Source organism: Pseudomonas sp. LB3P81 (assembly GCF_054897965.1).
The window spans coordinates 5614191-5628577 of the sequence record NZ_JBUBVG010000001.1 but is presented as its reverse complement, the minus strand read 5'-3'; the positions used below and the strand labels follow the sequence as shown (position 1 = coordinate 5628577).

Here is a 14387-nt window from a genome sequence, read left to right as displayed (position 1 = left end):
GTAAGGGAAGTCCTTGCACAGGTCTTGAATTTACCTTCGGCCAAGCTTGGTTTTTCGTCCAAAGAAGCCGGCGCTTGAATGTCATCCTTGCTCGACGGTGCAGCCGGTTACGCGCTGCCGTATTATCGAGTTCTCGTACCAATCACCCGCTCGGACACGGAGTCGAGGGCGCTCGATCAGGGGATACTCACCTTGCCATTCGTGTTTGAAGACTATGTGCTCGATCAGGAGCGCCGGGAACTCACCTTGCGCGGGCAAGTCGTGCCCATCGGGCCACAGGTCTTCGATTTATTGCTGCAGCTCGTCAGCCACCGCGATCGCGTCATCAGCAAGGACGACCTGCTCAAGGCGGTGTGGAGTGGCCGGGTCGTTTCGGAATCGACGATCACCAGCCACATCAATGCGGTGCGCAAAGCCATCGGCGATACCGGCGAGGAACAGCGCCTGGTTCGCACGGTCGCGCGCAAGGGTTACCGCTTCGTTGGCGAGGTCGAGGATGGCGAGACCGCAGAGGCACAACAACCTGACGGACCCGCTATCGACGCACGCGTACCCGCCGACCAGAATGAACCAGCCCCCTACCCCCTCCCGCTTCCGGATAAACCCTCGATCACCGTCCTGCCATTCCAGAACCTGAGCGGTGATCCGGAACAGGATTATTTCGCCGACGGCGTGGTTGAGGACATCATCGCCGCCCTGTCGCGTATCCGTTGGCTGTTCGTGATCGCGCGCAATTCGAGCTTCACGTACAAAGGCCGGGCGGTGGACGTCAAGGGCGTCAGCCAGGAGCTCGGCGTGCGTTACGTGCTGGAAGGCAGCGTGCGCAGGTCCGGTGACAAGGTACGCATCACCGGGCAACTGATTGATGCGACGACCGGGACGCATCTCTGGGCGGAACGCTTCGAAGGCACGCTCCACGACATTTTCGAGTTGCAGGATCAGATCGCTGAAAGCGTCGTCGGCGCTATCGCCCCGCAGCTCGAGCGGGCGGAAATCGAGCGGGCCAAGCGCAAGCCGACGGAAAGCCTTTGCGCCTACGACTATTACTTGCGTGGAATGGCGAAACTGCACAGCGGCACACGGGAAGCCATCGAAGAGGCGTTGCCGTTGTTCTACAAGGCCATCGAGCTCGATCCGGAGTTTGCATCGGCCTATGGCATGGCGGCGTGGTGTCACTTCTGGCGCAAGTTGAATGGCTGGATGACGGATCGACCTCGAGAAATCGCCGAAGGCGCGCGGCTTGCGCGTCTGGCCATGGCGCTCGGTCGGGACGATGCGGTGGCGTTGACGCGAAGCGGGCATGCGCTGGCCCATCTCACCGGCGATGTCGATGGCGGCATTGCCCTGCTCGACAGGGCGCGCCTGCTCAATCCCAACCTCGCCCCCGCCTGGTATCTGGGCGGTATCCTGCGTGCACTGCGCGGTGAAACAGACGCCGCCATCGAGTTTTTGACCCATGCCGTTCGCTTGAGTCCACTGGACCCGGAAATGTTCAGGATGCAGGTGGGAATGGCGATCGCGCATTTCTTTGCCGGGCGCTACGACTGTGCGACGGACTGGGCGGAAAAGGCATTGCGCAACCTGCCCATCCTGCTGCCTGCGGTTGCTCTGGTGGCTGCCAGTCATGCACTCAGCGGACGAATGGACAAAGCGGAGCAGGCGATGCAGCGTCTGCACGAGCTGGACCCCTCATTGCGCATCTCCAACTTGAAAGACTGGTTGCCCATCGAGCGGCCCGAGGATCTTGCACGCTTCGCCGATGGACTGCGACTGGCCGGGTTGCCCGAGTGAGTGTGGCTCGATAGTTCGACGGTGGGTTTGGTGTTCGAGCGTTTGGGTGTATATCCATTATTTTGGTGATGGCGGCTGGCGGTTTCGCCCTTACGGCGAGTCACTTTCGAAAATCCGGAATGCCGGCCCAGGCGAAAGTAACCAAAGCGCTCTTGCCCCTTTCGTTCGGTGCCTCGCCTAGGCTCGGCATGCCCTCGCTCCGGTCCTGCTCCGTGGGCCCGCCGCGATCGGCCATCCATGGCCGTGCGCGGCTAACCCGGCATCCATGCCGGGTTGCCCACTGCGCAGAACCTCCACTCGGCCTCTCGAGGGGGCGACTACCGCAACAACACCGCGAGGCGGCCTGCCAGCCGACCTGGCTCTTCAAATGTACGCCTCTCCCCTGTGGGAGCGAGCCTGCTCGCGATGGACGCCAACGATAACGCGTGCTGTCTGAATGAACCCATTGTCCAGGCGCTTTTCGCTCGCTCCCACAGTGGTTTCGTGCGCAGGCTAAATGCGCGACTCAGTTATTGCGCAACAACACATACGCCTCACCACCCTTACGATCATGCTGAAGAATAAAGTTACTGCCCTGGATCCGAACCTTCGATGGCACCCGGTCCGCAACGGCTGTTTGCGAATAAGGCTGCGCAGCACTCAGTAGTTGTCGGGTCAGGCTGTCTTCCGGTTGATTCGGAGTAGTCACCACGCATTCCTTCTCGGACAACTGCACCGCAAGGTTTTTATCAGCCGTGAAGCCGATACGTGTAAAGCCCATATCCTGCAGGTCATTGATGCCATATCGCTTGGCTGCTTCGACCGAGCCGGCGAACGATGGCGCAGTCTTCAGGCAGATATCGGTGAAGGCTTCGATGGCCTTGGACTTGACGGGAATCGGAGCGTTTGGGGTTGATGCAGCGCAACCGGCGAGTACGAGAAGGCTGGAAAAGGCGAGCTTGCGGAGCAACGAATGGGACATGACGCAGGGATCCTTCCATTTGAATACGGCGCGCAACCATCAGGTCGCGTGCCACTTGAACAGGTGGGCGCGAATGGTAAAGCAAGCCCGCCCTCCCGCGAGAGGATTAGCGTCGACTCGCGAGCCGAATTCGGCCCGTCGCAGCAACGAAAAAGCCACCCTTCTCTTTCAAGACGATCTGCATCGGACTCAATACGTTCAGAACCCAATAGCGTGGGATCAAAGGCAACACTATCTCCACTCCCAACACAAACCGCGCTGGGTTGTGAAAGGTACTGCCCCCCAACTACTGGAAGCCTGAATCATGAAAACCTTAAGCATTGAAAACTCCAAAACCAACACCGCCTCTGGAAAATCATCGCTCGGGATTAAAACCACAGCGTTTGGAACCTACGGTGCGTACTTTGCCCTCGCCGTTATCTACTTCTGGTTCGGCGGCATGAAATTCACACACTATGAAGCGCAAGGCCTGGTTCCGCTGGTAAGCAACAGTCCCTTCCTGGGTTGGGTCTACAACATTTTCAGTGTCGATACCTTCTCCAGTTTACTCGGCGTTCTGGAAGTCTCGATCGGTGTTCTTATTGCAGGTCGCCTGCTGTCACCCAAACTTTCATTGATCGGTGGCGCGTTGTCAGCCGGACTGTTTTTCACGACCTTGAGCTTTATGTTCTCGACACCGGGCGTGATCGAACCAGGCCTCGGTTTTCCCGCGATTTCGGTTGCGCCGGGCCAGTTTCTCCTGAAAGACATCGGGTTGCTCGCCGCTTCCATATTCGTGGCCGGCCATTCTTTAACCGCGCTGGAAACCCGCTGAACCGATGACTCTTCTCTTGGGATGGCCTGAAGCAATTCGATGTTTTCAGGTCATGCCCATCAAGAAAGCTCTGCCCCCTCTCCTGCCAGGTCTTTCATCCAGTCCCGAGGGCTGTAGCCCGTCTTGCGACGAAACGCGCGTGCAAGTGCCGAAGGACTTTCATAACCGACCTCGGCGGCGATAAGCGTAATCGGTCGCCCTTCACGCAAACGCTTCTGCGCCAGGCTGATACGCCAGCTCAACAGATAGTCCGCAGGTGTCTGCCCTATAACGGCCCGGAAATGCACGGCATAGGCCGCACGCGACATGTTCGATTCGCTCGCCAGCTCCGCCACCGACCAGGCACGGTGAGGTTCGTTGTGCATTTGTACCAGAGAGCGCGCCAGTCGCGAATCGGCCAGCCCGGCCATCATTCCGGTACGCAGTTGGTGATGATCGAGCAGATGTCGAAACAACAGGATGATCAGTAATTCGAACAAGCGATCCAGTGCTGCTTCCCTGCCACAATGTCCGGCTGCCGCCTCCACGAACATCCATCGCAGCGTATCGGCCAGCATCGGTAAATCTTCCAGGGGCAGCACCAGGCAATCGGGTAACGAAGCAGACAACGGGTTATCGATCCCGCCCTCAAACGCCATTGACGCACACAAGAGTTGAGCGCCCTCGGGCTCACCGGCGAACAGTTGATGCCGGCTGGGGCGTGGCAGAAAAATCAGACTGGGTCGGGTCAGCAGCAAGTCCTTGCGGTCGCCCCCCCGCAAAGTGACGGAACCGCCCTGCAGCAGGTGAATATGACCGCGCTGGTCGGCGCCATCGTACGACGCCATACCGCAAAGCCTGCCGTTGAAAAACAGGTGTGCGCGCACGCCAAACTGCGACAACAACGTAGACAAGCGATCCATGGGCAATCTCTTGGCGAGATACAGATGCTCAATCATATCACCGCCGATTTGCGGCCCGACTAAACGCACTTTTAATGAAAAAGCCCGGGGTTATCGCCTAATGCTGTTCACTTAAACGCGCTCGTGGATCGTGCATACCTTTGTGGCGAGCGAGCTTGCTCCGGGCGGAGTTCCGACGCTGGGCTGCGTAGCGGCCCCAAAAATCTGACAACCATTGCCGATTTTTGTGAGTGCTACGCACTCAAGCGGGAGCAAGCTCCCTCGCCACAGGTTTCTCTGATTCAAGACTCTCTTAAGTGAACAGCATTGCGGCTTTATCGCCGGGCTTTCTCGTGCACAACCCTAGGTGTGATGAATTTCCCGATCCTTGGTTTCCGGCAGGAAGCCGCCAAACCACCCGTTGCCGATGTGGTACGGCAACGACATCGAGGTGTAGCGGATGCGCGCCGGGAACAGTTCCACCAGCCAGGCCGCAATCGGCGCCGTAGACCATGGTCACGTAGATCACCAGGATGGTCAGCAGTAACAGCACCGCGCCCCGACTCGGCAAAAACAGGAGGCGGTGATTTCCACATCGGCCCGTGCCATGGCCAGGTCGAGGCGGATCCCGGCAGCCGCGGCTTCGGCGTCCCGGCCCAGTCGTTTCAGGCATTCCACATAACCATGCAGGCTCCAGACATTGTCCAGATGCCAGGACGCACGGCTCAACGTGTTGTCCAGCCCCAAATCGGCGCGATAGGCCTGCAAGGCTTCTTCCACCCGGCCCTGTTCCAGCAGCAGCGCCCCCAACGCATGCCGCACCGGCTGCATCCAGCCCCAAGGCTCGTCGTAGGGCAAGTTGTCGTCCAGTGACAGCGCCTCGCGCAGGTGCGCGAATGCGCTGTCGTAGTTGCCTTTGCGGTACTCGACTTCTCCGCGCAGCATGGCGCCGGCCACCGCCAGGATATCGGTGCATTTATTGTTGAAGAGGTAACGCGTTTGCGGCACGCGCGTCAGTGCATTGATGAACAGCCGTTGTTCGGCTTCCGCGCCGGCGATATGCCCGCTGGCCGCGTGCGCCACGCCTCTGGCGTAATGCAGCATCGCCGTGGTCACGCAGTACAGCTCCTGGTCATTGGGCAATGGAGTGGCGAGGATGTCCTGCCATTTGCCGAAGCGGATCTGCACATGGACCTTCATCGACACGAAGCTTTCCAGCCAGTCGGCCATGGGCGGTTGCTCGACGCGCAGCAGTTCTTCCTTGATGGTCGACATCAGTTCGTCGGCAGCGTCCAGCGCCGGTTGGTATTGCCCGAGGAACATCGCCGAGTAGAGTTTGAAGTGGTAGTTGTGGCATCGATACAGGGTGTAGAAGTTGAGCGGCCCTTCCCGCTCCAGGAATTTGCTGTCGGCCAGGATCGCCCGGCTATTGGTGATCATGGCCCCACGGTAATCGCCGCAGAGCACGTCGATGTGCGACGGCATATGGCGCAAATGTCCGGCGTCCGGCACCAGGTCGCGCAGGACATCAGCGGCGCGCAACGCTCGCTCGGGATGGGGCGACATTTCCAGGGTGTGGACGTACATGTGCAGCACGCCGGGGTGCGGCGCATCGCCGTGCTGCTCCACCCGGCGCAGCGCCTGCTCCAGCACCGCCAGCGCTTCCAGGGTGTCGGCGCCCGGCGCGGGTTCACCGGTTTTCAGATCCCACAGCAGCCAGGGTGTGCGATCAATCAAGGCTTCGGCAAACAGCGCCGCAACATCCGGATCGTCGGGAAAGGCTTTATAGACATCGCGCATCGACGCCGCGTAGGCATCGTTCCAGTCGAAAAGTTGTTCAACGCTGACGGCCTCGTCGGCCTGATAGCGTTGCTGCAGCGCCCGGATCAGCGCCTGTTCCACCGGTTTTGCCCCGTCGCTATGCGCCAGCGCGGTACGCGCCGCCAGTCGGGCCTGGGCAACGGCGTCTTTCAACTCCTGTTCGATAAACGCGTCCCAGCGCTTGTTGTAGTTGGGGCCGCAGGCATAGGCGATTCCCCAATAGGCCATCGCGCAATCGTGGTCGTGTTCGATCGCCTTGCGAAAACAGCGGATGGATTCATCGTGGTTGTAGCCGTAGCACCACAACAATCCACGATCGAACCAAAGCTGAGCCTGTGGCGAATGGGTCGTTACGGGGCGGCTGTAGGTGCCCAAATCGTAATAGTCATGCATCGGTTTACCCTCTCGATCAGAGCCTGGAACCTCGCAGGAAATGCCTCACCGCGGTCTGATTTCCTGGAGACCGTCGATCGTTCAAGAGATCCAGCATACCCCGGCGGTTCCGGTCGGGCGGTACAGCCGACGACAGGCTGGCGCTATTGGAATCCGAGGACCATTGCCAACGTCGATAGTCACCATCAATTCAATGAAGTTCTCTTAAAAATTCCGCGGCGTAACATCAGCTCCATACCAAACAACTACACCCCGGAGCACACCATCATGAAACGCCAAATCTTCCTCAGCATCGCTTTCTCGGTTTTTGCAGTGAACGCTTTTGCCGCTTCTTCCGCTCACCCGGTTGTCGCTGAAGGCGGCTCGGATCGTCTGATTGAAAGTCGTGTGGCTGAGGGTGGTTCGGATCGTTTGATCGAAAACCGCGTCGCCGAAGGTGGCTCCGACCGTCTGATCGAAAGCCGCGTTGCTGAAGGTGGCTCCGATCGCCTGATTGAAAACCGCGTCGCTGAAGGTGGTTCCGACCGCCTGATCGAAAGCCGCGTCGTATGAATGAATAGTCTCACCGCGGTACTCAACAAAGAGCCCGGCCTGACCCGCCTAATGCTGGTTACTAAAGAGAGTCTTGAATCAGAGAAACCTGTGGCGAGGGAGCTTGCTCCCGCTTGAGTGCGTAGCACTCACAAAAATCGGCAATGGTTGTCAGATTTTTGGGGCCGCTACGCAGCCCAGCGTCGGAACGCCGCCCGGAGCAAGCTCGCTCGCCACAAAAGTATGCATGATCCAAGAGCGCGCTTAAGTAACCAGCATTAGGCCTGACCCGCCGGGCTTTTTCGTGGGCAAAATAATCTGCGTGACGGATTGATGGGCTACTGCGGCTGAAACGTCTGCAAGTACGCCAGCACATCCTCGATCTTCTCAGGATCGCTGAGGCCCCAGAAAATCATCCGGGTGCCGGGCACCACTTTCTTCGGCGCTTCGAGATAAGCCGTCAGTGTCTCGCGCGTCCAGACTATGCCGGCGGATTTCATCGCGTCGGAGTACTGGTAGTCCGCCACGCTTCCCGAAGGACGGCCGAAAATGCCGTTGAGTTGTGGGCCGAAGCCGCCCCGCGCCGACTCGCCGACTTGATGGCAACCGCCGCATATCCGCTTGAACAGTGCCGCCCCGGCTTCAGCATCGCCGGCCGCTGACGCCGGTGTGCAAAATGCCCCTGCGGTCAATGCCAGGACGAAGGTGAGGGCTACAGCTTTCATCATGTTCGGTTCCAGTGAAGTCAATCGGCGCACCCGGTGCATTTTCGCGCCTACCTTACCCGATTACAGCCGCCCGACGTGCACCGGTCGCTCAAGCTTCGGCATCCGCGTGAATCTCCTAAAATGAGTTGTGAGACTTGAACAGTTGCCAAACCCTGGCAGCACCATCGTGGAAGGAGGTGTTCGAGATGCAACTCATCACGCAGAAAATCGATAAGCCGCAAGAGACGAATTTCATTCTGGGCCAGACCCACTTCATCAAATCCGTCGAGGACATTCACGAAGCATTGATCAACACGGTGCCGGGCATCCGCTTCGGCGTGGCTTTTTGCGAAGCCTCGGGCAAATGCCTGGTGCGGTGGTCCGGCACCGATCCCGCCATGATCGAACTGGCCCAGAGGAATGCAAAAGCCATCGGCGCCGGGCACAGCTTCATCATTTTCCTGGGCGACGGCTTCTACCCGCTGAACATACTGAACTCGGTCAAGTCGGTTCCAGAGGTATGCCGGATCTTTTGCGCAACCGCCAACCCCACTGAAGTAGTGCTTGCCGAGACAGCACAGGGACGAGCGATTCTCGGTGTGGTGGATGGCTTCTGTGCCACGGAGATTGAAGGCGGCGAAGACATTCTGTGGCGCAAAAACCTGATGCGGCAGATTGGCTACAAGCAGTGAATTCAGAGGGCTTGGGGTCATAAGGACTTGCAGTTTTCAACAGTAGGCTAAGCTTGGATCAGCTCATTGCTCACGATGCTCGGTTCTGCAGGGTTTAGGTTTTTCTGGAGAGCGTCTGCAACAGCTATCTCAGACAGGCCCAACCTTTTCACGCAGGATTGACGTGATGACCGAGCCCCTCCTCAGCTTTGATGCGCTCAAGCGCGCTGCTGCCGCTGGTGAAATCGACACCGTATTGGTCTGCATGGTCGACATGCAGGGACGCCTGGTCGGCAAGCGATTCCAGGTCGAATTTTTCATCGACAGCGGCCACGAAGAAACCCACTGCTGCAATTACCTGCTGGCCGACGACATCGACATGGAACCGGTGCCGGGTTACGCCGCCGCCAGTTGGAGCAAGGGCTATGGCGACTTCGTCCTCAAGCCTGACATGTCCACGCTGCGACGCGTACCCTGGCTGGAATGCACGGCGCTGGTGCTGTGCGACGTGCTCGATCATCACCATCGAAAGGACTTGCCGCACAGCCCGCGGGCAATTCTGAAAAGGCAGGTCGAGCGCCTGCGCGAGCGCGGCTACACCGGCATGTTCGCCTCGGAGCTCGAGTTCTATCTGTTCGATGAGAGCTACGAGGCGATCCACCAGCGCAACTATCACCAACCGAAAACCGCCGGCCATTACATCGAGGATTACAACATCCTCCAGACCACCCGCGAGGAGCCGGTGCTGCGGGCGATTCGCAAGCATCTGCAGGCGTCGGGCATTCCCGTGGAAAACTCCAAGGGTGAATGGGGCCCCGGCCAGGAAGAAATCAACATTCGTTATGCCGATGCCATGACCATGGCCGACCACCACGTCATCATCAAGCACGCCTGCAAAGAGATCGCGCAGTTGCAAGGCAAGGCGATCACGTTCATGGCCAAGTGGCGCTATGACGCCGCCGGTTCCAGCAGCCATATCCATAATTCGCTGTGGGACAAGAACGCGAAAAAGCCGCTGTTCTTCGACGCCAAAGCCGAGTTCGGCATGTCGAAACTGATGCGCGCCTGGGTGGCCGGGCAGCTCAAGTACGCCAACGACATCACCTGTTTTCTCGCGCCTTACATCAATTCATACAAGCGCTTCCAGGCCGGCACCTTCGCGCCGACGCGGGCAGTGTGGAGCCGGGACAATCGCACCGCCGGCTTTCGTTTGTGCGCCGAAGGCAGCAAGTCCATCCGCATCGAATGCCGCATCGGCGGTGCTGACCTCAATCCTTATCTGGCCTTCGCAGCATTGATTGCTGCCGGTCTGGCCGGGATCGACGAGAAGCTCGAACTCGCGGCGCCGTTCGAGGGCGATGCCTACCTCGATGAGCATCTGCCGGAAGTGTCGAAGACCCTGCGCGACGCCTGCTCCGCACTCAAGGGGTCGAGCATGTTGCGCGAGGCGCTCGGCGATGAAGTGGTCGATCACTACGTGCACACCGCCGAGTGGGAGCAGAAAGAGTACGACCGGCGGATCACCGACTGGGAACTGCAGCGCGGCTTCGAGCGCTATTGAGAACATCATGACGGCGAAGGTTCAGCTCATCTCACCGGTCGATGGCCGGGTCTATGTCGAACGCCAGTGTGCCGACCAGGCCCAGGTCGAACAGGCACTGACGGCGGCAGCCACCGCCCAGCTTTTATGGCAGCGCCGACCGCTGAGCGAACGTGCTGCTTTGTGCTCCGCCGCCGTTGACGCGATGCTGTCGATGCAGGCGGACATCGTGCCGGAACTGGCCTGGCAGATGGGGCGCCCGGTGCGCTACGGCGCCGGCGAGTTGCGCGGTTTGGCAGAGCGTGCCCGTCACATGATCGCGATAGCGCCTGAAGCGTTGGCAGCTGTGGAACCCGATCCTGTTGCCGGTTTTCGGCGCTTTATCAAACGCGAACCGTTGGGCACGGTGCTGGTGGTCGCGCCGTGGAATTACCCGTACCTGACGGCGGTGAATACGATCATCCCGGCGCTGATGGCGGGCAACAGCGTGATCCTCAAGCACGCCACGCAAACGCTGCTGGTCGGCGAACGTTTCGCTGAAGCCATGCGTCGCGCCAATCTGCCTGAGGGGCTGTTTCACAACCTGCTGCTCGGCCATCAGCAGACGTCCGCAATCATCGCTTCGGGCCGCGTGCAGCAGGTGAATTTCACCGGTTCGGTCGAGGCTGGCAAAGCGATGGAAGGTGCCGCCACGGGTCGATTCATCGGCGTGGGCCTGGAGCTCGGCGGCAAAGACCCGGCCTACGTTTGCGCCGACGCTAACCTTGAGCACGCGGTGGAGAATCTGGTGGATGGCAGCTTCTTCAATTCCGGGCAAAGTTGCTGCGCCATCGAGCGCATCTATGTCGATCAAAAAATCTATCCGGCGTTTGTCGAGCGCTTCGTCAACCTTACTGGCCAATATGTGTTGGGCAATCCGCTGGACGAAGCCACGACGCTGGGCCCGCTGATCACACCAGGCGCCGCCGATTTTGTTCGCGGACAAATCGCCGACGCGCTGGCCCAGGGTGCCAAAGCGCTGATCGATCCAAAATATTTTCCTGCCGATGCGCCGGGCAGCGCCTACCTTGCACCGCAGGTCTTGGTAGACGTGAACCATCAAATGTCGGTAATGCGCGACGAAAGCTTTGGCCCGGTGGTCGGCATCATGCCCGTGGCCGGCGACGACGAAGCCATCGCCCTGATGAACGACAGCGCGTTCGGGCTCAGCGCATCCCTGTGGACCCAGGACCTCGCCGCCGCCGAACGCCTCGGCAACGAGATCGCCGCTGGCACCGTATTCATGAACCGCTGCGATTACCTGGACCCGGCGCTGGCCTGGACCGGGGTCAAGAACAGCGGACGCGGCGTCACCCTGTCGCGCCTGGGCTACGAGCACCTGACCCGCGCCAAATCCTTTCATCTGCGCCACGAGGTGTAGGCCATGAGCCTGACTGGAAACTGGAACTACCCCACCAGCATTCGCTTTGGTGTCGGCCGCATCGCCGAGCTGGCCGAGGTCTGCCGCAGCCAGGGCATCCAGCGACCGTTGCTGGTCACCGACAGTGGCCTGGCGCGCGCGCCGATCACCACGGCGGCGCTGGAGGCCATGCGCGCTGCCGGCCTGGGCGTCGCGCTGTTCTGTGACCTCAAGCCCAATCCGATCGAAGCCAACCTCGCAGGCGGGCTCGAAGCATGGCGAACCGGCCAGCACGATGGCGTGGTTGCCTTCGGCGGCGGCAGCGGCCTGGACATGGGCAAACTCATTGCGTTCATGAGCGGGCAGACCCGACCGGTGTGGGATTTCGAAGACATCGGCGACTACTGGACCCGCGCCGACGACAGCCACATCGCCCCGGTCATTGCGGTGCCGACCACGGCGGGAACCGGTTCCGAAGTCGGCCGCGCGGCAGTGATAATCGACGAGCGCACGCACACCAAACGCATCATCTTCCACCCGAAAATGATGCCGCGAGTGGTCATCAGCGATCCGGCCCTCACCGTCGGCATGCCGGCAAAAGTCACCGCCGGCACCGGAATGGATGCGTTTTCCCATTGCCTGGAATCGTACTGCGCCCCCGGTTTTCATCCAATGGCCGACGGCATTGCGGTGGAAGGCATGCGCCTGGTGGCCAATGCCCTGGTGCGCGCCGTGCACACACCTTCGGACCTTGAGGCGCGGGCGCAAATGCTCGCGGCGGCGGCGATGGGTGCCACCGCGTTTCAGAAAGGCCTGGGCGGCATGCACGCGTTGTCGCATCCGGTGGGCGCGCTGTACGACACCCACCACGGCATGACCAATGCCACGTTCATGCCTTACGTCCTGCAGTTCAATCGCAAGGCCATCGAGGAACGCATCACCCGTCTGGCGGCGTACCTGCGCCTGCCCTCCCCGGGCTTCGAAAGTTTCCTGGCCTTCGTCCTCAAGCTGCGCAAAGACATCGGCGTGCCGCATACGCTGGTGGAACTGGGCGTGGATGACCGGCAGGCCAACCTGATCGCCGACATGGCGATTGTCGATCCCTCGGCCGGCGGCAACCCGCTGCCGTTGACCAAGGACGGCGTGGCCCACATTTTCGATGCGGCATATCACGGCCGTCTCTAGATCCGGAGCAGTCAGTTTTATCGGTTGGAAAAAGGAGCAGTACGACAAGGTGTTGAAGGCCAGCCCATTGCGCACACGCCAATGGATTGAATCAAAACCTGAAGGGGTACATAGCATGAACCCAGCAAGTCAGCCCGGCACCGACGCGCACGACGAGGACGTCAAAGTGCTGCACAGCATGGGCTATGCCCAGCAACTCTCGCGACGAATGGGCGTTTTCTCCAACTTCGCGATTTCCTTTTCGATCATCTGCATCCTCTCCGGCGGCATCAACTCACTGGCCCAGGGCACTTCGGGCGCAGGGGGTGCGTCGATTGGTATCGGCTGGCCCATCGGGTGCCTGATCTCCGGGGTGTTCGCCATGGCCATGGCGCAGATTTCCTCGGCCTACCCCACCGCTGGCGGTCTCTATCACTGGGGCTCGATTCTCGGTAACCGCTTCACGGGCTGGCTGACGGCCTGGTTCAATCTGTTGGGGTTGGTCACAGTACTGGGCGCGATCAACGTCGGCACCTATTACTTCTTTTTCGGTGCGTTCGGACCGGCCCTGGGCATGGAAGACACCATCACGGTCAGGGTGATATTTCTGGCGATTCTGACCGGTATCCAGGCCTTGTGTAACCACTTCGGGATCGGTCTGACCGCGAAGCTCACCGACTTCTCGGGCTACCTGATTTTTGCCACGGCGCTTGCCTTGAGCATCGTCTGCCTGATCTCGGCACCCAGTTATGAGTTCGCCCGTTTGTGGACCTTCGGCAACTATTCCGGCGAGGCCGGCGGCAGCGTCTGGCCACAGGTTTCGAACGGCTGGGTGTTCATGCTCGGCCTGTTGCTGCCGATCTACACCATCACCGGTTATGACGCTTCGGCGCACACCTCCGAAGAGACCCGCAGTGCGGCCAGGTCGGTGCCGCGCGGCATGGTCATGTCGGTGGTGTGGTCGTTGCTGTTCGGTTGGGTGATGCTGAGCTCATTCGTCCTGATGTTGCCGAGCATGGACGAAGCGGCGAAACAGGGCTGGAACGTGTTCTTCTGGGCCATGAACGCCCAGGTGAGCCCGAACATCAAACTTGCACTTTACGTGGCTATTTTCATCTCGCAATTTCTCTGCGGGCTGGCGACCGTGACCTCGGTGTCACGCATGATCTTCGCGTTCTCCCGGGACGGCGGCCTGCCCTGCTCGAAAGCTTTGGCCTCGGTCTCCCCGAAATATCGCAGCCCGGTGGCAGCCATCTGGACCGGTGCCACCCTGGCCGTATTATTCGTCTGGGGCTCGTCGGTGATCTCGGTCGGGGCAACGCCGGTCTACACCATCGTGGTCTCTTGCACGGTGATCTTCCTGTTCTTCTCTTTCATCATCCCCATCGTGCTGGGCCTGTTCACCTACGGGACCTCGAAGTGGCCGACCATGGGACCGTGGAACATGGGTCGCGGGTTGTACTCACTGTTTGCCATTCTCTCGGTGCTCTCGATGGTGGTGATCTTCGTCATCGGCATTCAGCCACCGAACGACTGGGCGCTGTACATCACCATCGGTTTCCTGGTGCTGACGGCCATCGTCTGGTTTGGCTTTGAGGCACGGCGGTTTCAGGGGCCGCCGATGGGCGATCTGATCGTCAAGCGTCAGGCGGACATTGCGGCGGCTGAAGCGGCATTGAATAAGCGGGCGTGAAGGTTTTACCTGTAGGAGCGA

Annotated in this window: 12 protein-coding genes and 1 pseudogene; 8 read left to right on the top strand and 5 right to left on the bottom strand. The window is 60.1% G+C overall.

The genetic code is table 11. From position 1 onward, the window contains the following. The first annotated feature begins 192 nt into the window (after positions 1-192). On the top strand, positions 193-1791 hold the full coding sequence (locus ACYZTL_RS26185) for a winged helix-turn-helix domain-containing protein (RefSeq protein WP_461954378.1): 1599 nt from the start codon (positions 193-195) through the stop codon (positions 1789-1791). A 505-nt stretch (positions 1792-2296) separates the two neighbouring features. Here ACYZTL_RS26185 and ACYZTL_RS26180 read toward each other — a convergent pair. Further along, positions 2297-2752 carry a hypothetical protein gene (locus tag ACYZTL_RS26180; protein WP_461954168.1) on the bottom strand — a complete coding sequence of 152 codons (456 nt, stop codon included), beginning with the start codon at positions 2750-2752 and terminating at the stop codon, positions 2297-2299. Between the two features lie 304 nt (positions 2753-3056). Between ACYZTL_RS26180 and ACYZTL_RS26175 the strand changes: the two genes are divergently transcribed. Further along, a complete protein-coding gene (locus ACYZTL_RS26175; protein ID WP_461954167.1) occupies positions 3057-3566 on the top strand; it encodes a YkgB family protein in 510 nt (169 codons plus the stop codon). Between the two features lie 59 nt (positions 3567-3625). On the opposite strand, the gene ACYZTL_RS26170 is transcribed toward ACYZTL_RS26175, so the two are convergent. From ACYZTL_RS26170 to ACYZTL_RS26160, 3 genes and pseudogenes are all read right to left on the bottom strand, one after another. Continuing rightward, complete coding sequence (locus ACYZTL_RS26170; RefSeq protein WP_461954166.1) at positions 3626-4468, bottom strand: helix-turn-helix transcriptional regulator; 843 nt, start codon at positions 4466-4468, stop codon at positions 3626-3628. Positions 4469-4810: 342 nt separating this feature from the next. After that, positions 4811-4964, bottom strand: a pseudogene (locus ACYZTL_RS26165) (hypothetical protein); the annotation flags it as partial. A gap of 20 nt (positions 4965-4984) precedes the next feature. After that, a complete protein-coding gene (locus tag ACYZTL_RS26160; protein WP_461954165.1) occupies positions 4985-6661 on the bottom strand; it encodes a tetratricopeptide repeat protein in 1677 nt (558 codons plus the stop codon). Positions 6662-6928: 267 nt separating this feature from the next. Here ACYZTL_RS26160 and ACYZTL_RS26155 point away from each other — a divergent pair, with 267 nt between their 5' ends. Next, complete coding sequence (locus ACYZTL_RS26155) at positions 6929-7213, top strand: hypothetical protein (RefSeq protein WP_461954377.1); 285 nt, start codon at positions 6929-6931, stop codon at positions 7211-7213. A gap of 317 nt (positions 7214-7530) precedes the next feature. Here ACYZTL_RS26155 and ACYZTL_RS26150 read toward each other — a convergent pair whose 3' ends face one another. Continuing rightward, a complete protein-coding gene (locus ACYZTL_RS26150) occupies positions 7531-7920 on the bottom strand; it encodes a c-type cytochrome (RefSeq protein WP_461954164.1) in 390 nt (129 codons plus the stop codon). Between the two features lie 185 nt (positions 7921-8105). Between ACYZTL_RS26150 and ACYZTL_RS26145 the strand changes: the two genes are divergently transcribed. The 5 genes from ACYZTL_RS26145 to ACYZTL_RS26125 all read left to right on the top strand — a co-directional run bounded on the left by ACYZTL_RS26145 (position 8106) and on the right by ACYZTL_RS26125 (position 14366). Further along, positions 8106-8591: an adenosine-specific kinase gene (locus ACYZTL_RS26145; protein ID WP_461954163.1), complete on the top strand. Its 486-nt coding sequence runs from the start codon at positions 8106-8108 to the stop codon at positions 8589-8591. Between the two features lie 166 nt (positions 8592-8757). Beyond that, positions 8758-10131: a glutamine synthetase family protein gene (locus tag ACYZTL_RS26140; RefSeq protein ID WP_461954162.1), complete on the top strand. Its 1374-nt coding sequence runs from the start codon at positions 8758-8760 to the stop codon at positions 10129-10131. A gap of 7 nt (positions 10132-10138) precedes the next feature. Continuing rightward, complete coding sequence (locus tag ACYZTL_RS26135) at positions 10139-11530, top strand: aldehyde dehydrogenase family protein (protein WP_461954161.1); 1392 nt, start codon at positions 10139-10141, stop codon at positions 11528-11530. Between the two features lie 3 nt (positions 11531-11533). Further along, on the top strand, positions 11534-12694 hold the full coding sequence (locus ACYZTL_RS26130; RefSeq protein WP_461954160.1) for an iron-containing alcohol dehydrogenase: 1161 nt from the start codon (positions 11534-11536) through the stop codon (positions 12692-12694). 115 nt (positions 12695-12809) lie between these two features. Further along, a complete protein-coding gene (locus ACYZTL_RS26125) occupies positions 12810-14366 on the top strand; it encodes an amino acid permease (protein WP_461954159.1) in 1557 nt (518 codons plus the stop codon). The last annotated feature ends 21 nt before the right edge of the window (positions 14367-14387 follow it).